This is a genomic window from Amycolatopsis sp. lyj-109 (assembly GCF_046548995.1).
GTDB lineage: Bacteria > Actinomycetota > Actinomycetes > Mycobacteriales > Pseudonocardiaceae > Amycolatopsis.
Window position 1 is genome coordinate 54,166 of record NZ_JAJPWR010000016.1, and the last position, 18,057, is coordinate 72,222.

Below are 18,057 nucleotides of genomic sequence, written 5' to 3' on the forward strand. Positions count from 1 at the left end.
CCCTCCTTGAGGAGACTCCCATGAGCAACATCGACGTCGTGATCACCGGTCTCGGCGCCACCACACCGCTCGGCGGGGACGTCACGTCCACCTGGGACGGTCTGCTGGCCGGGGCGAGCGGGGTTCGCGCGATCGAGGCCGATTGGGTCGAGGAGCTGCAGCTGCCGGTCAAGATCGGCGGCCAGCTGGCCGTCGATCCCTCGGAGGTCCTCCCGCGGGTGCAGGCCCGCCGGCTGGACCGCTGCGAGCAGGTCGCACTGATCGCCGCCCGCCAGGCGTGGGCCGACGCCGGGTACGCGGAACCGACGGACGAGCACACGGACGTCGACCCCGACCGCCTCGGCGTGTCGATCGGCACCGGCGTCGGCGGCCCGGTCACCCTGCTCACCCAGAACGACCTGTTGCACCAGCAGGGTCTCCGCAAGGTGTCGCCGCTGACCGTGCCGATGCTGATGCCGAACGGCCCGGCCGCGCACGTGGGCATCGACCTCAAGGCGCGGGCCGGGGTGCACTCCCCGGCCTCGGCCTGCGCCTCGGGTGCCGAGGGCATCGCGAGCGGGGTGGAGATGATCCGCTCCGGGCGCGCCGACGTCGTGGTCGCGGGGGGCGCCGAAGCGTGCATCCACCCGATCACGCTGGCCGGCTTCGCCCAGGCCCGCACCGTGTCCACGCGCAACGACGACCCGGCGAGCGCGTCGCGGCCGTTCGACGCGAACCGCGACGGCTTCGTCCTCGGTGAGGGCTCCGGCGTGGTCATCCTGGAGCGCGCGGACCTGGCGAAGGCCCGCGGGGCACGCATCTACGCGACGATCGCCGGGCACGGCATCACCTCGGACGCCTACCACATCACCGGCAACCACCCCGAGGGCATCGGCCAGATCGCCGCGATGCGCGCAGCGATGAAGATGGCCGGGGTGACCGCCGCGGACATCGGGCACGTGAACGCCCACGCGACGTCCACAGTGGTCGGTGACATCGGCGAGGCGGCGGCGATCCGCAACGCGGTCGGGGAACACCCGGTCGTGACGGCGCCGAAGGGCGCACTCGGCCACCTCGTCGGCGGTGCCGGCGCGGTCGAGGCGATCATCACGATCCTGTCGCTCTACCACGGTCTCGTGCCGGCCACCCTGAACCTGACGGACCTGGACCCGCGGGTGCAGCTGGACGTCGTCGCGGGCGAGCCGCGCAAGGTCGAGCTGACCGCGGCGATCAGCAACTCGTTCGGGTTCGGCGGCCACAACACGGCGCTGCTGTTCACGCAGCCGGCCTGAGCGTTCCGGAACTGAAGAAGGGCCCGGCTCCGGCCGGGCCCTTCTTCGCGTTCAGCACTTCTCGTGTTCGGGCGGTGGCCCGCCGTCGACGGCGGCGACCCTCAAGGTCTTGCCCTCGATCACCATCGGCATGACGAGCCGCCACTTGATGCAGGGCTCGCGGAAGAACAGCGGGGCGTCTTCGACGTTCTGCCGGCTGGTGAACCCGACCAGGACCCGCAGCGAATCCGCGGGCGAGCGCTCGATCCGGTAGACGAGGGCGTCGCTGTCCTTTGTGGTGCGAACGCCCTTGAGCCAGTCGCTCCGCGACTGGCCGGCGGCCCGCTCGTCGGTGACCACGTCGGTCCACTGCTGGTACTGCTTGCTGTTGATGGCCGTGAAGTACTTCTTCAGGACCCGGCGGACGGCTTCGGCCTGCGGGTGCCTCTTCGCGTCGTCGGTCATCCGGACGTCGCCGTCCACCGCGGCCGGCGCGCCGCTGTTGGACGTCGACGGCGTCGACACCGCCACAGAGGCGTCGTCGGCGGGCTGGTCGGGAAGGCGGTAGATTTCGCGCGCGAGCAGGCCGCCACCGACGGTCACGGACAACACCACGACCACGACGGGCACCAGCCAGCGCTGGCGAGAGCTGGGGGCGGGGGTGGTCACGCGAAGAGCGTACCGGCCCCCGTCCCGGGGCTCAGCCGACCTGGTGCAGCCAGGTCACCGGTGCCCCGTCGCCGGCGTGGCGGAAGGGCTCGAGCGCCTCGTCCCAGCTCGCGGCCAGGAGTTCGTCCAGCTTGTGCGCGAGGGATTCGCCGCCGCGGGTCATGCTGACGAGCGCGCGCAGCTGGTCCTCGCCCACCACGATGTCGCCGTTGGCGCTGGTCCGGCCGTGCCACAGGCCGAGGCCGGGCGCGAAACAAAACCGTTCGCCGTCGACGCCCGCGCTGGGCTCTTCGGTGACTTCGAACCGAATCATCGGCCACGCCTTGAGGGCGGACGCCAGTCTGGCGCCGGTGCCCGCGGGCGCGCGCCATCCGCATTCGGCGCGAAGCTGACCCGGACTGGCCGGCTGCGCCGTCCACTTCAGGTCAACGCGGGCACCCAGGGTGCCCGAAATAGCCCACTCGACGTGCGGACACACCGCAGACGGCGACGAGTGGACGTACACCACACCTCGGGTGCTGCCACGGGTGCTCACTGCTACCTCCGCTTGTTGCTCGACGAGGGACGTCTTCCCCTACGCCCTACTTCGAGCTTCAGCGCGGCCTCAGTGCGGCTCCCGAATGCCGCCTCCGATGCGTTGTAGCACATTCTGCACCCCAACCGTGCTGTTTGGCCACATGAACACCACAAGTCACCCGCCGCCCCACTTTAGGAGGGCAAGCGGCCGCGGCACGCCCGTGTCGCACGGATCATTGCGCTGGGCGCGCTAGCGTGTTGACCCGGAACGACGAGCAGGGAGGGAAAGCGGTGCGACTGGTGCGCCTGGAGCGGCAGCAGTCCCGGGTGGCGGACGACATCCGGGCGGCGCTGGCATCCCTGGGCCGTGGCAGCACCGTGATCGGCGGGATAGCCCTGGTGGGCGTGGCAGGCGTGACCGACCGCCCGATCGAGGCGGTGGTGCTCCTGCCCCACGGCGTGATCATCGTGATCGGCGTCGACCTGCCCGACCCGGCCCTGCGCCTGGAGGCCCCGCTGGGAGGCCCCTGGAAGGCGGACGGCTGGCCCCTGGTCGCGGACGACGATTCGGTGAACCCGGCGACGGAGGCCCTGGACGTTTCCCAGGCTTGCGAAAGGCAAATTGCCGAACTGGTCCCGGGAACGGCCCCGGTGGGGACGATCATCGCGGTGGGGCCGTACGTGGAGACGGTGGACCAGCCGGCCACGGATCTGGCGGGCCCGGTCCGGGTCCTGCACCCGACGCCGACGACGATGCTGGCGGCCACGGTGTCGTTGGCAACGGCGCACCGGCCCCGATCGGTGGACCAGGTACGCGCGTTGATCCGGGGACTGGCGCCCTCGGCACCGGAATTTTCGGACGAGGTCCTGCTGGGCGAGGGCTTCAGCCGGTTGACGGACGACTCGCCACCGGAGTCCCTTTGGGACGATGGCCCGGGGGTCGGGGGCGCGGCGCCGGTCGCCGGCACGGGCGGCCCAGCGGTTTCGGCGGTTTCGGCGGGCTTGGCCTCGGCAGGCACGACGGACTGGCGGACCGCGACGCCGGTAAAAGCGCCCGCCGCAGTCCCGGACACCGAGCCGGACGTTCCGTCGGTCGCGGAGACCGCCGCTCCGCGCGCTGGGGTACCGGCTTCTACGGCCCGGGTGGAATCGGACCGCCCCGCTGTTTCCTCGGCCCGGCCGGTGTTCCCCGGTACCGAAGCCGCGGAGGTACTCCCGTCCCCTGCGCAGGCGGAAGCGGAATCCGCCGATCCCGCGGCACGACCGGCCTCCCCCGACGCCGCCGAAGCGGACGCCGAACCCACCGAGGTACTCCCGGCTCCCGCCCAGCCGGAACCGGACCACCCCGCCGATCCCACGGCGCGACCGGTCTTCCCCGGAACCGAGGCTCCGGAAGCACCCTCATGGCCCGGTGCCATCCCGTCGGGCGAGCCGGAACCAGCCGAATCCCCTGCCGCCGGGGCCGAGCGGACCGAAAACCTTCGCGTTCCTTCGTCGAGCAGCGAGCAGATCGCGGCGCTTGCCCTCTCCGCCGAAGCCGGGCAGCCACCCGAAACCCCGGCACCGCAGCCCGCGGAACCAGGGGCGACCAACGCCGAACCCGCGCAGGCCGGGTCAACCACGCCGCGCCCCGTCGAAGCCGAGGCGGTCAACTCCCGGCCCGCCGCGCCCGAGCGGCTCATCCCGCGGCCTACCCAAGCCGGGCCGGGCACCTCACAACACCCGGCCGAAGCCGAGCCAGCCACCGCCCACCCCATCCCCGAGCCGCGGCAAACCCGGAAGCCTCCGCTGCCCTCCCCGCAGTCCTTCCCCCGCCCGAGGCCGACGCCCGCACCCGCCGCCGCGCCGCGCACCGTTCGCTGGCTCCCCCTCGGAGCCATCGGCGCCCTCGTTCTCCTCGCCGGCGCCGCCATCGCCGTCGCCGCCACCGGCGATGGCACCGCCGCCGCGCCGGCGCCGCCTCCGGTCACCTCCCGGGCCGCGCCGGTCACCACTCCCGTGCGGAGCCTCCAGTTCGCCCTCCGCGCCGCCGGCGGCGACCAGCGGTGCGCCTCGCACGCCTTCGGGGACGCCCAAGCCAGCCTGCAGCAGACAAGCTGCTCCGGCGTCAAGCGCGCCAGTTACGCCGCCACCGTCGACGGCCGCCCCGGGGCCGTCACCGTCGGGATCATCGACTTCCCCGATGCCGCCCAGGCCGCCGCCTTCAAGGCCGTTGCCGACACCCCCGGCGGGGGCGGCGTCCTCGACCTCGCCACCGAGACCGGCCAGTGGGGCGCCACCCCCACCCCGCGCTTCGAGAACGCCGCCTACGCCAGCAAGCTCGACGGCTCCTCCGTCCGGCTCGTGCAGGCCGTCTGGGCGCCGGGACCGTCCACTCCGGACGATCCCGGCCTGGTCAGGGCCGCCAAGGGCGCCCTCGACCTGCCCGACCGGTAACCCTCAGAGCCCGTACGCCTCCAGCAGCCGCAGCCACACCTCGCTGATCGTCGGGAACGACGGCACCGCGTGCCACAGCCGGTCCAGGGGCACCTCGCCCACGATCGCGATCGTCGCCGAGTGCAGCAGCTCCGAGACGTCCTGGCCGACGAACGTCACACCCAGGAGGACGTTCCGCTCGGTGTCGACGACCATCCGGGCCTTGCCCGTGTAGCCGTCCGCGTGCAGGGACGAGCCCGCCACCGCGATGTCGATGTCGACGACGCGGTCCGCCGAGCCCGGCCGCGCGTCCGCCAGGCCGACGGCCGCGACCTCCGGGTCGGTGAAGACGACCTGCGGCACCGCGTGGTGGTCGGCCGTGGCCGTGAAACGACTCCACGCCTCGGAGGACACCGGCGTGCCCGCCGCCAGCGCCGCCACCGCGTCCCCCGCCGCACGGGCGCCGTACTTGCCCTGGTGGGTCAGTGGCGCCCGGCCGGTGACGTCCCCGGCCGCGAACAGCCAGTCACCGTCCACTGCGGACACCCGGCCGGTGTCGTCGGTCTCCAGTGCGCGGCCGGCCTCCAGGCCGAGCGCCTCCAGGCCGAGCCCGGCGGTCGCGGGACGGCGGCCGGTCGCCACCAGGAACTCGTCGACGACGAGCGTCGAACCGTCCTTCAGCGTCAGCTCGGCCCCGGAATCACTCGCCGCGACCGCGGAAACACCCGACTCCGGGTGCACCTCGACGCCGGCTTCGCGCAGCCCCGCCAGCACGAGGTCGCCCGCGAACGACGCGTTGCGCGGCAGCGGCCGCGGGCCGGTGATCACCAGGTGGACCTCCGAGCCGAGCGACGCGAACGCCTGCGCCATCTCGACGCCGACCACGCCGCCGCCGAGGACGCCGAGCCGCGGCGGCACCGAAGACGCCGACGTCGCTTCGCGCGAACCCCACGGCCGGATCGTGTCGAGCCCCGGGATCGGCGGCGTGCTGGGCACGCTGCCGGTGCAGACGATCACCGCGTGCCGCGCGGTCAGCACGCGGTCGCCGCCGACGGTCACCTCCCGCACACCGGTGATTTTCCCGTGCCCGCGGACCGGTTCGATCCCGGCGCCGCGGGCCCAGTCGACCTGTCCCGAGTCGTCGCCCTTGCCGGTGAACCAGTCACGGCGCGCGAACACCGCCGCCGGGTCGATCCGGTCGCCGACCGGCACGCCGGGCACCCGCTTGGCGGCGGCGAGGAGATTTCCCGGCCGCAGCAACGCCTTGCTCGGGATGCAGGCCCAGTAGGAGCACTCGCCGCCGAAGCGTTCGTGCTCGACGAGGGCGACCTTCAAGCCTCCGCGGGCCGCCCGCTCGGCGGCCACCTCCCCCACCGGACCGGCACCGATCACCACTACGTCAAAAGTCTGTGCAGCCATGGCTTCAGCGCACACCACAACGCCGGATCGCGCAAGCCAACGGCTATCCTCCGTCAGGAAGCTGCAAGTTGTCGGCGGCACCGGGTGCCGTCGGGCCCGGTGCACGCGAAACCCCACACGTTCGAGCACGGGAGGTTTGTCGTGGCCAGGAACACGGCTGTGCAGGTGCTGGATGATCTGACCGGCGAGCCCGCGGCGGAGACCGTCGGCTTCGGGCTGGACGGCATCGACTACGACATCGACCTCTCCTTCGCCAACGCCGAGGCGTTGCGCGGGTTCCTGCAGCGGTACGCCGACGCCGGCCGCCGCACCGGTGGCCGCCGGAACCGGCCGCGGACCGTCCCCGGCGCCGAGCAGACCCCGGCCGCCGCCAAGCCCAAGGCCGCGCCCGTGAGAGCCAAGGCGGAACCCGCGAAGACCACCACACGCACCAGGAAGGCCGCGGAGCCGCAGGTCACCACCCGGGCGGCCGCCCGCAAGGTGCCGACCGTCACGTTCTCGGCGGCCGAGTAAGTCCACAGTGGAGGAAGGGGCACTTTCACGTGAAAGTGCCCCTTTCGTTCGGTCAGGCCGCGCGCTGGGCACCCTCGGTGTGCCAGGCCGGGTAGTGGTAGCGGGTGTGCAGCAACGCCCGCTGCCGCGCCAGCTCCGCCGACGACGGCGGGCGGGGCACGAACGTCCCGAGCAGCTGCGACGCCGCCGCCCGCACCGCCGCCTCGACCGCCGGGAACCCGGGCCGCAGGCCGTGCTCGGCCAGCGACGCCACCGGGCTGCGGTGCGAGTCGAGCGGGCGCGGGTCCGGCGGCGCACTGGTCAGGTAGCGGCCGACGAGCCCCGCCGACGTCTCGACCAGCAGCGTCGAGTGGGCCAGCAGGCCGGTCTTCGTGCGGAACACCGCGAACCCGCACAGTTTCGCGTCGCCGACGAACAGCCCGCGGTCGCCGATCCGCGGCACCAGGCCGAGCTGGTCGGCGGCGGCGCTCATCACCTGGCCGAGCGCTTCGAGGGGCCGGTCGGCCGGGCCGGGCAGGACCAGGGTCACGTTCAGGTTGCCCGGGTCGTGGAACACCGTGCCGCCGCCGCTGGCCCGCCGCAGCACCGGGACGCCGTCGCGGGCACACTCGTCGACCCGCACTTCGCGCGCGATCCGCTGCCCGCGCCCCACCACGACGCACACCGGGTTGCGCCAGAGCCACAGCACCGGTGACTCGGGCGCAACCCGCAGGAGCGCTTCGTCGAAAGCGAGATTACGGGCCGGATCCGTGAACGCCGCACGAACATCCGACCCGGTCGTCATAACGCCTTGAGTTCCTCCACGATCTCGCCCACCGACGACTTGGCGTCCCCGAAGAGCATGCTGGTCTTCGGATCGTAGAACAGGTCGTTGTCGATCCCGGCGAACCCCGAGGCCATCCCGCGTTTCAAGACGATCACGGACCGGCTCTCGTTGACCTTGAGGATCGGCATCCCGTAGATCGGCGAACTCGGGTCGGTCTGCGCGGCCGGGTTCGTGACGTCGTTCGCGCCGATCACCAGCGCGACGTCGGTCTGGGCGAACTCGGAGTTGATCTCGTCCATCTCCTTGAGCTGCTCGTAGGGCACGTCGGCCTCGGCGAGCAGCACGTTCATGTGCCCCGGCATCCGGCCGGCCACCGGGTGGATCGCGTAGGCGACCGTGATGCCCTTCTTCTCCAGCAGCTTCGCCATCTCGCGGACGGTGTGCTGGGCCTGCGCCACGGCCATCCCGTACCCCGGCACCACGACGACCTTGCTGGCGTACGCCATCTGGATCGCGGTGTCGGCGGCGCTGGTCGCGCGCACCGGGCGGGCTTCCTTCGTCCCGCCACCGGCCGCGACCGCGGGTCCGCCGCCGAAGCCGCCCGCGACGATCGCCGGGATGGACCGGTTCATCGCCTTGGCCATCAGGTTGGTCAGGATCGACCCGGACGCGCCGACGATCATGCCGGCCACGATCAGCGCCGTGTTGTCCAGCGCCAGGCCCATCGCCGCGGCCGAGAGCCCGGTGAAGGCGTTGAGCAGCGAGATGACCACCGGCATGTCCGCGCCGCCGATCGGCAGCACCACCGTGAGGCCGAGGACGCCGGACGCGACCAGCAGCCCGACGATCAGCAGCCAGGAGTCGCCGCCGGCGACGATGGCCACCGCGCACCCGAGCGCGACCAGCAGGAGCAGCGCGTTGACCGGCTGCTGCAGCTTGCCCATCGTGATCGGGCGGCCGCTGATCAGCTCCTGCAGCTTGCCGAACGCGACGTTCGAGCCCCAGAAGGAGATCGACCCGATGATCGCGGCGAACAGGGACGCGATGGCGATGTACGCCGGTTCGTGCGCGTAGCCGTCGGTGGAGTTGAACTCGACCCACGCGATGAGCGCCACCGCGCCACCGCCGACGCCGTTGAACAGCGCCACCATCTGCGGCATCGCGGTCATCTTGACCTTGCGCGCCGACGGGACGCCGACCACTGCGCCGATCGCGACGCCGAGGACGATGAGCAGCCAGTTGCCCATCCCCGGCGTGAGCAGGGTGGCGATCACCGCGATGCCCATGCCGACCGCGGCGATCCAGTTGCCGCGGACCGCGGTGCGCGGGCCGGTCAGGCCCATCAGGCCGTAGATGAACAGGGCGAACGCGATGATGTAGAGGATCGCGACGAAGTCGGTCACTTGTCGTCCTCCTCGGCGGGAGCGGGCTTTTTGCCCTTGAACATCGACAGCATCCGGTCGGTGACGAGGAACCCGCCGACGACGTTGATGGTGCCGAAGGCGATCGCGATCACCAGCAGGATCTTGTTGAACACGCCGTCGACGCCGAGGCCGAGCACGACCAGGCCGCCCAGCAGCACGATGCCGTGGATGGCGTTGGTGCCGGACATCAGCGGTGTGTGCAGGGTGTTGGGCACCTTCGAGATGACGGCGAAGCCGACGAACCCGGCGAGCACCAGCACCGCCAGGTTCTGCACCAATGGGCTCACGCGACGCTCCCTTCGCGCCCGGCCACGCAGGCACCGGCGACGATCTCGTCCTCGAAGTCCAGCTTCAGCTCGCCTTCCTTCGTCACCAGCAGTTCCAGCAGCTCGGTGACGTTGCGGGCGTAGAGCTCACTGGCGTGCGAAGGCATTTCGGCGGGCAGGTTCAGCGGGGACGAGATGGTGACGTCGTGCTCCACGACGTCCTCCCCCGGCTTGGTCAGCTCGCAGTTGCCGCCGGTCTCGCCGGCGAGGTCGACGACGACCGACCCGGCCGGCATGCCCTTGACGGCGTCCGCGGTGACCAGCGTCGGCGCCTTGCGGCCGGGGACCAGCGCCGTGGTGATCACGACGTCGAACCTCGTGATGGCTTCGGTGAGCCGCCGCTGCTGCTCCTCGCGCTCTTCCGGCGTCAGCTCGCGGGCGTACCCGCCTTCGCCGACCGCCTCGATGCCGAGGTCGAGGAACTGCGCGCCCAGCGACTTGACCTGCTCGCCGACCTCGGGCCGCACGTCGTAGCCGGTGGTCTGCGCGCCGAGCCGTTTCGCGGTGGCGAGCGCCTGCAGGCCGGCGACACCGGCGCCGAGCACGAGCACCTTGGCCGGCGGGACGGTGCCGGCCGCGGTGGTGAGCATCGGGAAGAACCGCGGGAGCTTCTGCGCGGCGAGCAGCACCGCGCGGTAGCCGCCGATGCTGGCCTGCGACGACAGCGCGTCCATCGCCTGCGCCCGGGAAATCCGCGGGACCGCCTCCATTGCGAAGGCGCGTAAACCCGCTTTTTCGAGTTTCTCGAGCCCGTCCGGGTTGCCGCGCGGATCGAGGAAACCGACGAGCACGGCGCCCCGGCTCAGTTTCGCGACTTCCGCGGCTGAAGGCGGGTTGACCTTCACGACGATCGGCGCGCCCCAGGCGTCGCCGAGTTCGGCACCCGCCTGGGTGTACGCGTCGTCACTCAGGTGCGCGCCGGATCCGGCACCCGGCTCGACGACGACGCGCAGCCCACGCTGCGCGAGCCGCCCGACGAGCTTGGGCACCATGGCCACCCGCCGCTCCCCGGGGCGTGATTCGGCCACCACACCCACGGTGAGCTGCTGACTCTGTTCGCTGTCCGCCACACGACCTCCTCATCGGCGAGGCACGATCCGAGGGTTGTACCACGTCGGACCGACAGTCCCCAGTGACGTGGGTCGCAAGTCCTGCCGGTTTGCCGGAAGATACGAGCGTCGAGGAGGAAACGTTCAGCTCGATTTCCAGTGCGGGACGCCGAGCAGGACCAGCCGCAGCCGTTTTTCCGCCGTTCCGGTGATTTTCGGGTCCTCACCTGGGCGGGCTTCCAGCAGCTCGACAATGGTCGTCAGCATCACGGAAACGATCAAGTCGGCCAGCATGTGCAGGTCTTCGGTGCTCCACTCGCGCAGCTTCGGGAACCGGGCGAGGTCGATCGCGAGGTCACCGGAAAACAGCCGCAGTTCGGCGGCGATCGCCTGGGCGAGCGGGCCGCCGGCGTACCGCTCACGGGCCACGAACCGGAAATGGTCCTCGTTCGCCCGGACGAATCGGTGCAGCGTCGTCACCGACGCGCTGATCATCCCCTGGTAGGTGTCCGGATCCGTGCGGGCCGAGCGGATCATCCCGCGCAGCGTGCGCGTCGCCTCTTCGACGAGCGCGACGCCCAGGTCCTCCATCGAGGCGAAGTGCCGGTAGAAGGCCGTCGGGACGATACCGGCGCCCTTCGCGACCTCACGCAGGGAAAGCGTGGCGAACGGGCGGTCGGCCAGCAGCTCGAGGGCGGTGTCCAGCAGCGTCTGCCGGGTGCGCAGTTTGCGCTCCTGGCGGCTCACCGGCGTCAGTGGTTCGGACACGTCTTCCAGCGTACGGGTGTCCACCGCGTTGCTCACGTCACATCCTCGGGGTCTCGCGTTGACAGGGCGTCCACTCCTGCAGTGCACTGTTGAGTGTACAGTCGTTCACTGTAATCGAGGAGGTTCCCGATGACGGCGCTCATCCCCCGGCGCGTGCGCGGTCTCGCCTCGCTGGCCGAGGCGCTGCTGACGCCGCACGGGATGGACCGGTACCTGGAGCTCGTCGACCCGATGCTGGTCCGCCGCGAGATCCGCGGGCTGGTCACGGCGGTGCGCAAGCAGACGCCGGACAGCGTCACCCTCACTGTCCGGCCCAGCCGCGCGTGGCCCGGCTTCACCGCCGGCCAGTACGTCCGCGTCCAGGTGGAGATCGACGGCGTCCGGCGCACGCGCTGCTATTCGCCGTGCGGTTCGCAGTACGACGGCGAACTGGAGTTCACGGTCAAGGAACAGGGCCTGGTCTCCGGGCACCTGAACCGCGCGATCGGCGTCGGCTCGGTCGTCGCTCTGTCCACTCCGGACGGCGGGTTCACGATGCCCACCACCCGGCCGGACCGGGTGCTGCTGATCAGCGGCGGCAGCGGCATCACGCCGGTGCTCGCCATGGCGCGCACGCTGGTCGCGGAGGGCCACCCGGGCGAGATCGTGTTCCTGCACTACTCGAACGGCCCGGCCGACGCGCTGTACCGCACCGAACTGGCCGAGCTCGCCGCCCGGCACCCCGGGCTGCGGGTCGTGCACGCCTACACCCACTCGAAGGGTGGCGACCTCACCGGGTTCTTCGCGCCGGAGCACCTGGAGCGGGTCGCGCCGTGGTTCCGCGACGCGGAGACGTTCGTCTGCGGCCCCCAGCCGCTGATGGACGCGGTCCGGGAGCAGCTGGGTGAACGCGTGCACACCGAAGAGTTCACGCCGCCGGCGTTGACCTTCGACACGGCGAACGCCGAGGGCCAGGTGCGCTTCAAGCGAAGTGGGCGCGAGTGCGCGAACTCGGGGAAGCCGTTGCTGGAGCAGGCCGAGGAAGCCGGGCTGGCACCGGAGCACGGCTGCCGGATGGGCATCTGCTTCTCCTGCACGCAGCTGAAGACCGCCGGGCGCGTCCGTAACGCGAAGACGGGCGAGATCTCCGGCGAAGAAGACGAAGAAATCCAGCTCTGCATCTCCGTCCCGGTCGGGGACGTCGAGATCGACGCTTAGGGAGTTTGACCATGACCGGTCTGCAGGATCGCCTGACCCCGGAACAGGTCGAGGAGTTCGGCCGCGAGCTCGACGCGCTGCGGCAGCGGATCGTCGACGACCTGGGCCAGGAGGACGTCGACTACATCCACGACATCATCAAGAAGCAGCGCGGCCTGGAGGTCGCCGGACGGGCCCTGCTGTTCGCCGGGTTCTTCCCGCCGGCGTGGCTCGCCGGCGTCGGCGCGCTGTCCCTGGCCAAGATCCTCGACAACATGGAGATCGGCCACAACGTCATGCACGGCCAGTACGACTGGACGCGCGACCCGGCGCTGAGCTCGCAGCGGTTCGAGTGGGACACGGTGGCGCCGGCGGAGAATTGGCGCCACTCGCACAACTACATCCACCACACGTACACGAACATCGTCGACAAGGACCGCGACGTCGGCTACGGGATCCTGCGGATGGACACCGCCCAGAAGTGGCACCCGTACTACCTGGGCAACCCGGTGTACGCGACGCTGCTGGCGATCTTCTTCCAGTGGGGCGTCATGCTGCACGACCTCGAGATCGAGAACGTCGTCAAGGGCGAACGGTCGTGGGCCGAGAACGTGCCGGTGCTGCGTCGCATCCTGCGGAAGGCATCGCGGCAGGTCGGCAAGGACTACGTCCTGTTCCCGCTGCTGACCGGCCCGCTGGCGCCGCTGACGTTCCTCGGCAACGCGACGGCGAACCTGACCCGCAACCTGTGGGCGTTCGCGATCATCTTCTGCGGCCACTTCCCGGCGGACGTCGAAAGCTTCTCCGAGGAGGAGACGGCTTCGGAGTCACGAGGGCAGTGGTATCTGCGCCAGATCCTGGGCTCGGCGAACATCAGCGGCGGCCCGCTGTTCCACATCCTGAGCGGCAACCTGTCCCACCAGATCGAGCACCACCTGTTCCCGGACATCCCGGCGCGCCGGTACCCGCAGATCGCCGGCGAGGTCCGCGGGATCTGCGAGAAGTACGGCCTGCCGTACCACACGGGCCCGCTGCGCAAGCAGCTCTGGTCGGTGGCGAAGAAGATCGTGAAGCTGGCCCTCCCGCAGAGTTCGACGTCGCCGGTTACCGTGGAACCCGACCGGCAGCTCCGAGCAGCGTGAGGGTGACATGGTGGGTCAGTTCGAACGAGAGAAGGACACCCTGCAGGTGATCACCGAATCAGCGGCGACGCACGTCGGCAACATAGCGTCGATCATCACGGGCGCGGTCCGCGACATCGCCCGGGAGACGGGTGAGTGGCTCACCGACGTCATCGAGATGCGGGAAGCCGCGCAGCGGGCCCGGGAGGACGACCCGGACACGCCGTGACGCGGGTTTCGTGAAGGCCACCTTGAGGAAGTTCAAGTTCCTCAAGGTGGCCTTCACGACTTTCGGCCGGGAGCCCCGGGCGGGCCGGGGGCGCAGTCGGGGGAAAACCGGATGGGCCCGCCCGCCGAACCGGGTGAAACTGAACCCGTGACCACCCTCGACCCACCCCACCCGCTGCGCCGGGTCTTCGGCCCCCTCGCGACGCGGAACTTCCGGGCCGAGTACCTCTGGCTCTGGCTCGCCGCCCCGCTCACCGCCTTCGCCGTGGTCAGCTTCCTCGTCGTGCTCGCGCTCGGCCTTTGGCTCACCCCGGTCCTGCTCGGCTTCCTCGTCCTCGCGGGCGCCGTCTTCTACGCCCGTGGGCTCGGTGCCGCCCACCGCAGGCTCGCGAAAGCCCTGCTCGGCGTCAGCGTGCCCGTCCCGCGGCGACCCGAACTCAAGCCCGGGCTGTGGAGCTGGGTCAAAGCACGCGTCGGCGATCCCGCGGGCTGGCGGGCCGTCGGTTACCTGCTCCTGCGCCTGCCGCTGTCCCTCGCCGGGCTCCTCAGCGTCTTCGCCGCGACCCTCTACAGCTTCGCCGCCACCACCTACTCCTTCTTCTGGTTCCCGATGGGCGAACGGCAGCTGCCCATCTTCGACATCCGCGCCGAGCACTGGCCGGGCGCGCTGGCCTGGTCGGCGTCCGGGCTGCTCGTGCTGGTCGCGCTGCCGCGGGTGACGCACGCCTTCGCCGCCCTCGACCGGCTGCTGGTCGTCGGGCTGCTCGGTGAGCGTGAGCTGTCCGAACGCGTCCGCGACCTCGAAGCGAGCCGGGCGACAGCGGTCGAGGACGCCGCCCTGCGGCTGCGGCGCATCGAACGCGATCTCCACGACGGCGCGCAGGCCCAGCTCGTCGCGCTGGCCATGAAGCTCGGCCTGGCCAAGGACGAACTGGCCGACGCCGACCTCCCGCAGGTCAAGGAGCTGGTCACGGCCGCGCACGCCAACGCCAAGCAGGCCCTCACGGAGCTGCGCGACCTCGCCCGGGGCATCCACCCGGCCGCTCTGGACGCGGGCCTCGACGTCGCCCTCGCCACGCTCGTCGCGACGTCCGGGATCGACGCGCGGGTCGCGGTGGACCTGCCGCGCCGGCCACCGCCGTCACTGGAGACGATCGTCTACTTCAGCGCCGCCGAACTGCTCACCAACGCCGCGAAGCACGGCGGGACGACGATCGTCGAAGTCACCGAAGCGCAGGACGTCCTGCGGCTGTGGGTGCGCGACAGCGGCCCCGGCGGTGCCCGGATCGTGCCGGGTGGCGGGCTGGCCGGCGTCGCCGAACGGCTGCGGACGGTCGACGGCGACCTGACCGTCACCAGCCCGGCGGGCGGTCCGACCGAAGTGACCGCGCGGGTGCCGCTGCCCCGCTAGGGTCGCGGCATGCGGATCGTCATCGCGGAGGATTCCACCATCCTGCGCCAGGGTCTCGTCGAGCTGCTGACCTTCCGCGGCCACGAGGTCGTCGCCGCGGTGAAGGACGCCGAAGCGCTGCGGGCCGCCGTCGAAGGCCACGCGCCCGACGTGTCCATTGTGGACATCAGGATGCCGCCGTCGCACACCGACGAAGGCCTGCGGGCGGCGATCGCGCTGCGCCGCGAGCTCCCGGGCTGCGCGATCCTGCTGTTCTCCCAGTACGTCGAGACGAAATACGCGGCCCAGCTGCTGGCCGACCACGCGGGCGGCGTCGGCTACCTGCTCAAGGACCGCGTCGCCGAGGTGTCGGACTTCCTCGACGCGCTGCGCCGGGTCGCGGACGGCGAAACGGTCCTCGACCCCGAAGTCGTCAGCCAGTTGTTCTCGGCGACGCGCCGGACCGACGCACTCGGCGGGCTCACCCCGCGGGAACGCGAGGTGCTGGGCCTGATGGCGGAGGGCCGGTCGAACTCCGCGATCGCGGCGGAGCTGTTCCTCTCGCCCGGCTCGGTGGAGAAGTACGTGACGTCGATCTTCGGCAAGCTCGGCCTGCCACCGTCCGAAGGGGACAACCGCCGCGTGCTCGCGGTGCTGCGTTACCTCGAATCCTGAGCGAGCAGCCCGGCCCACCGGCCTGCCGCAGCTTGGTCGTGAGTGGTAATTAGGGTTAGAACCCTAATTACCACTCACGACTGGCTTCTACGCTGGGGGCATGTACTCCACCGAGATCGAGGTCCGCACCGGCTCCGAAGCCGTCGTCCACGACCTCACCCACGAAGCCGAGGCCTTCCTGCGCGATGCCGACGCGACCGACGGCCTGCTGCACGTCTGGGTCCCGCACGCCACCGCCGGGCTGGCCATCCTGGAGACCGGCGCCGGCAGCGACGAGGACCTGCTGACCGCGCTCGACGAGCTGCTCCCCCGCGACGGCCGCTGGCGGCACCGGCACGGGAGCCCGGGTCACGGCCGTGACCACGTGCTCCCGGCGCTGGTGCCGCCCTACGCGACGGTCCCGGTGCTCGGCGGCGTCCTGGCCCTGGGCACCTGGCAGTCGATCTGCCTAGTGGACACCAACCTCGACAACCCCGTCCGCAAGGTGCGGTTCAGCCTCCTGGCGGGCTGACCGGGCCGGCCACAGCGTCACCAGCAGGCCCGTGGCCAACAGCGCACCGAGCACCCACAGCGCGGTCGTCACGTCGGGCGCGTCCGGCACGCCCTGCAGCAGGCTGCGCAGGCCTTCGGTGGAGAACCGGAACGGCGTCCACGACCACAGCAGCGCGCGGTAGGCCGGGTTCAGCAGCTCCGGCACCTGCCCGGCCACCGCGGGCGCGACCAGGTACAGCGGCGCGAGGACGGCCATCGCGCGCAGGCCCAGCAGGCGCAGCAAGCCGGCTTGCACGGCCGCGAACGCCGTGGCCGCCAGGAAGATGAAGCCGAGGACGTCCGCGGTCAGCGGCAGCGTCGCATCCCACAGCGCGAAGAATCCGGCCACCACCGCCGTGATCAGCACGCCGGCCCCGGTGACCTGCAGGAACCGCGCGCCGGCCCCGAGCGGGCGGCCGGTCCGCTTCGCGAGCTGCGTCAGCGCGAGGCCCGCGACGAGCGCGCCGATCCACGCGAGCGCGCTCGCGGCCAGCGGCGCGATCCGGCCCGCGAGCCCCACCGGGTGCAGGACCTCCTGCTTCGGCGGGCCGGCCAGCGCGGTCGCGGCGCCGGTCAATGCCTGCTGCGCGACCTGGGTGCCGGCCGGGTTGACCGCGCCTGACGTCACGACGGTCGCGGCCGGTCCCGGAGCGAGTTCGAGTACGCCGTAGACCTTCTTGTCTTCGAGCAGCTGCCGCGCTTCGGCCGGGGTCGCGACGGTCCAGGCGAACTGGCCGCCGCCGTGGGCGGCGATGCGCTGGGCGATCTCCGGCGGTCCGGCGACGGCGACCGGGACGCCGTCGGGCGCGACGGTGGCCTGCGCGCCGAAGGTGAGGAATCCGAGCACGACCGCCACCAATGCGCCGGCCAGGGCGGCGACCAGGGCGAGCGCCCCTGCGGGACGGGTCATCACTGCCTCCATTTATTCGTCACTTGTTGAATTACGACTCAAGGTACGACCCGGCCGCCGAGAAGTCAACGCCTGTTGAATAGTGACCCCGGTAACCTCGGACCCGTGACGAAGAAGCGCCTGGTGCTCTGGGACATCGACCACACGCTCGTGGACTTCTCCGAACTGGGCGCGGCCTGGTACGGGACCGCGTTCACCGCCGCGACCGGTACGACCCTGCGCGTGCACCCGGTGTTCGGCGGCCGCACGGAACGCGCGACGACGACCGACCTGCTCACCGCGAACGGCTTCGAGGCCGAGGAGGAGACGATCCAGGCGCTGTTCAAGGCCCTGGTGGCGGAGTCGGAACGCCACCGGCACACCTTCGCGGAGACGGCCCGCGCGCTGCCGGGCGCGGCCGAGGCGCTGAGCGCGTTCGCCGCCGGCGGGGACGTCGTGCAGACGCTCGTCACCGGCAACCTGCCGGAGATCTCGCGGCACAAGCTCGCCCCGTTCGGCCTGGACGAGCACCTCGACCTGGAGATCGGCGGCTACGGCACGCTTTCGGTGCACCGCCCGGACCTGGTCCCGCACGCGATGGGGCTGGCGGCGGCCAAGCACGGCACCGACTTCGGCGCCGACGCCGTGGTCGTCATCGGCGACACGCCGAACGACGTCCGGGCCGCCGTGGCCAACGGGGCGGTCTCCGTCGCCGTGGCCACCGGGCACTACTCCGCCGAAGAACTGCTGGCCGAGGGCGCGCACACCGTGCTGCCCGACCTGACCGACACCGACGCGGTCCGGCGCGCGGTCCTCGGCTGACGTCCTCCTGAAGTGGGGGACATCCCTCAGCCGAAAGTACGACACCCCTAGGGGAAATCTCGTTCCCTTGCCCGATGTCCGCGGTGACGGGAACTCGACAGACTCTTCTT

At 71.5% G+C, this 18,057-nt stretch carries 19 protein-coding genes; 10 read left to right on the forward strand and 9 right to left on the reverse strand.

Annotated elements, in window-relative coordinates; genetic code table 11:
• Window positions 1-20: 20 nt before the first annotated feature.
• Entirely contained in the window at window positions 21-1,271 is a 1,251-nt protein-coding gene (locus ACLJQF_RS31545) for a beta-ketoacyl-[acyl-carrier-protein] synthase family protein (protein ID WP_410613979.1), read from the forward strand.
• A gap of 51 nt (window positions 1,272-1,322) precedes the next feature.
• Here ACLJQF_RS31545 and ACLJQF_RS31550 read toward each other — a convergent pair whose 3' ends face one another.
• Both ACLJQF_RS31550 and ACLJQF_RS31555 read right to left on the reverse strand, forming a co-directional pair.
• Entirely contained in the window at window positions 1,323-1,919 is a 597-nt protein-coding gene (locus ACLJQF_RS31550) for a hypothetical protein (protein WP_410613980.1), read from the reverse strand.
• Between the two features lie 31 nt (window positions 1,920-1,950).
• On the reverse strand, window positions 1,951-2,454 hold the full coding sequence (locus ACLJQF_RS31555; RefSeq protein ID WP_086853966.1) for a DUF3145 domain-containing protein: 504 nt from the start codon (window positions 2,452-2,454) through the stop codon (window positions 1,951-1,953).
• A gap of 272 nt (window positions 2,455-2,726) precedes the next feature.
• On the opposite strand from ACLJQF_RS31555, the gene ACLJQF_RS31560 reads away from it, so the two are divergent.
• Window positions 2,727-4,871: a hypothetical protein gene (locus ACLJQF_RS31560; RefSeq protein ID WP_410613981.1), complete on the forward strand. Its 2,145-nt coding sequence runs from the start codon at window positions 2,727-2,729 to the stop codon at window positions 4,869-4,871.
• Between the two features lie 3 nt (window positions 4,872-4,874).
• On the opposite strand, the gene ACLJQF_RS31565 is transcribed toward ACLJQF_RS31560, so the two are convergent.
• Window positions 4,875-6,269 carry a dihydrolipoyl dehydrogenase family protein gene (locus ACLJQF_RS31565; RefSeq protein ID WP_410613982.1) on the reverse strand — a complete coding sequence of 465 codons (1,395 nt, stop codon included), beginning with the start codon at window positions 6,267-6,269 and terminating at the stop codon, window positions 4,875-4,877.
• Window positions 6,270-6,410: 141 nt separating this feature from the next.
• Between ACLJQF_RS31565 and ACLJQF_RS31570 the strand changes: the two genes are divergently transcribed.
• Window positions 6,411-6,782, forward strand: a complete 372-nt coding sequence (locus tag ACLJQF_RS31570; protein WP_410613983.1) for a histone-like nucleoid-structuring protein Lsr2 — start codon at window positions 6,411-6,413, stop codon at window positions 6,780-6,782.
• Window positions 6,783-6,834: 52 nt separating this feature from the next.
• On the opposite strand, the gene ACLJQF_RS31575 is transcribed toward ACLJQF_RS31570, so the two are convergent.
• The 5 genes from ACLJQF_RS31575 to ACLJQF_RS31595 form a co-directional block, all read right to left on the reverse strand.
• Window positions 6,835-7,566 (reverse strand): lipoate--protein ligase family protein, encoded by a 732-nt coding sequence (locus ACLJQF_RS31575; protein ID WP_410613984.1) that lies wholly within the window; start codon window positions 7,564-7,566, stop codon window positions 6,835-6,837.
• Complete coding sequence (locus ACLJQF_RS31580; RefSeq protein WP_410613985.1) at window positions 7,563-8,951, reverse strand: NAD(P)(+) transhydrogenase (Re/Si-specific) subunit beta; 1,389 nt, start codon at window positions 8,949-8,951, stop codon at window positions 7,563-7,565. Before ACLJQF_RS31580 ends, ACLJQF_RS31575 begins: the two co-directional genes overlap by 4 nt.
• Window positions 8,948-9,250, reverse strand: coding sequence for an NAD(P) transhydrogenase subunit alpha (locus ACLJQF_RS31585; RefSeq protein WP_290054394.1), 303 nt, complete (start codon window positions 9,248-9,250; stop codon window positions 8,948-8,950). Before ACLJQF_RS31585 ends, ACLJQF_RS31580 begins: the two co-directional genes overlap by 4 nt.
• Window positions 9,251-9,255: 5 nt before the next feature.
• Window positions 9,256-10,368 (reverse strand): Re/Si-specific NAD(P)(+) transhydrogenase subunit alpha, encoded by a 1,113-nt coding sequence (locus ACLJQF_RS31590; protein WP_410613986.1) that lies wholly within the window; start codon window positions 10,366-10,368, stop codon window positions 9,256-9,258.
• Window positions 10,369-10,491: 123 nt separating this feature from the next.
• Complete coding sequence (locus ACLJQF_RS31595; protein ID WP_410613987.1) at window positions 10,492-11,151, reverse strand: TetR family transcriptional regulator; 660 nt, start codon at window positions 11,149-11,151, stop codon at window positions 10,492-10,494.
• Window positions 11,152-11,244: 93 nt separating this feature from the next.
• On the opposite strand from ACLJQF_RS31595, the gene ACLJQF_RS31600 reads away from it, so the two are divergent.
• The 6 genes from ACLJQF_RS31600 (at window position 11,245) to ACLJQF_RS31625 (ending at window position 16,216) form a co-directional block, all read left to right on the forward strand.
• Complete coding sequence (locus tag ACLJQF_RS31600; protein WP_410613988.1) at window positions 11,245-12,312, forward strand: ferredoxin reductase; 1,068 nt, start codon at window positions 11,245-11,247, stop codon at window positions 12,310-12,312.
• Between the two features lie 11 nt (window positions 12,313-12,323).
• Window positions 12,324-13,433, forward strand: a complete 1,110-nt coding sequence (locus ACLJQF_RS31605; RefSeq protein ID WP_410613989.1) for a fatty acid desaturase family protein — start codon at window positions 12,324-12,326, stop codon at window positions 13,431-13,433.
• Between the two features lie 7 nt (window positions 13,434-13,440).
• On the forward strand, window positions 13,441-13,641 hold the full coding sequence (locus ACLJQF_RS31610; RefSeq protein ID WP_043776105.1) for a hypothetical protein: 201 nt from the start codon (window positions 13,441-13,443) through the stop codon (window positions 13,639-13,641).
• A gap of 111 nt (window positions 13,642-13,752) precedes the next feature.
• A complete protein-coding gene (locus tag ACLJQF_RS31615) occupies window positions 13,753-15,051 on the forward strand; it encodes a sensor histidine kinase (RefSeq protein ID WP_410613990.1) in 1,299 nt (432 codons plus the stop codon).
• Window positions 15,052-15,060: 9 nt separating this feature from the next.
• On the forward strand, window positions 15,061-15,705 hold the full coding sequence (locus ACLJQF_RS31620) for a response regulator transcription factor (RefSeq protein WP_410613991.1): 645 nt from the start codon (window positions 15,061-15,063) through the stop codon (window positions 15,703-15,705).
• A gap of 100 nt (window positions 15,706-15,805) precedes the next feature.
• A complete protein-coding gene (locus ACLJQF_RS31625) occupies window positions 15,806-16,216 on the forward strand; it encodes a secondary thiamine-phosphate synthase enzyme YjbQ (RefSeq protein ID WP_014466759.1) in 411 nt (136 codons plus the stop codon).
• Here ACLJQF_RS31625 and ACLJQF_RS31630 read toward each other — a convergent pair.
• The gene (locus tag ACLJQF_RS31630; protein ID WP_410613992.1) at window positions 16,154-17,146 is read right to left on the reverse strand and encodes an ABC transporter permease; all 993 of its coding nucleotides are present in this window, start codon (window positions 17,144-17,146) and stop codon (window positions 16,154-16,156) included. The genes ACLJQF_RS31625 and ACLJQF_RS31630 overlap by 63 nt on opposite strands.
• Window positions 17,147-17,251: 105 nt before the next feature.
• Between ACLJQF_RS31630 and ACLJQF_RS31635 the strand changes: the two genes are divergently transcribed.
• Complete coding sequence (locus ACLJQF_RS31635) at window positions 17,252-17,947, forward strand: HAD family hydrolase (protein ID WP_410613993.1); 696 nt, start codon at window positions 17,252-17,254, stop codon at window positions 17,945-17,947.
• Window positions 17,948-18,057: the final 110 nt, after the last annotated feature.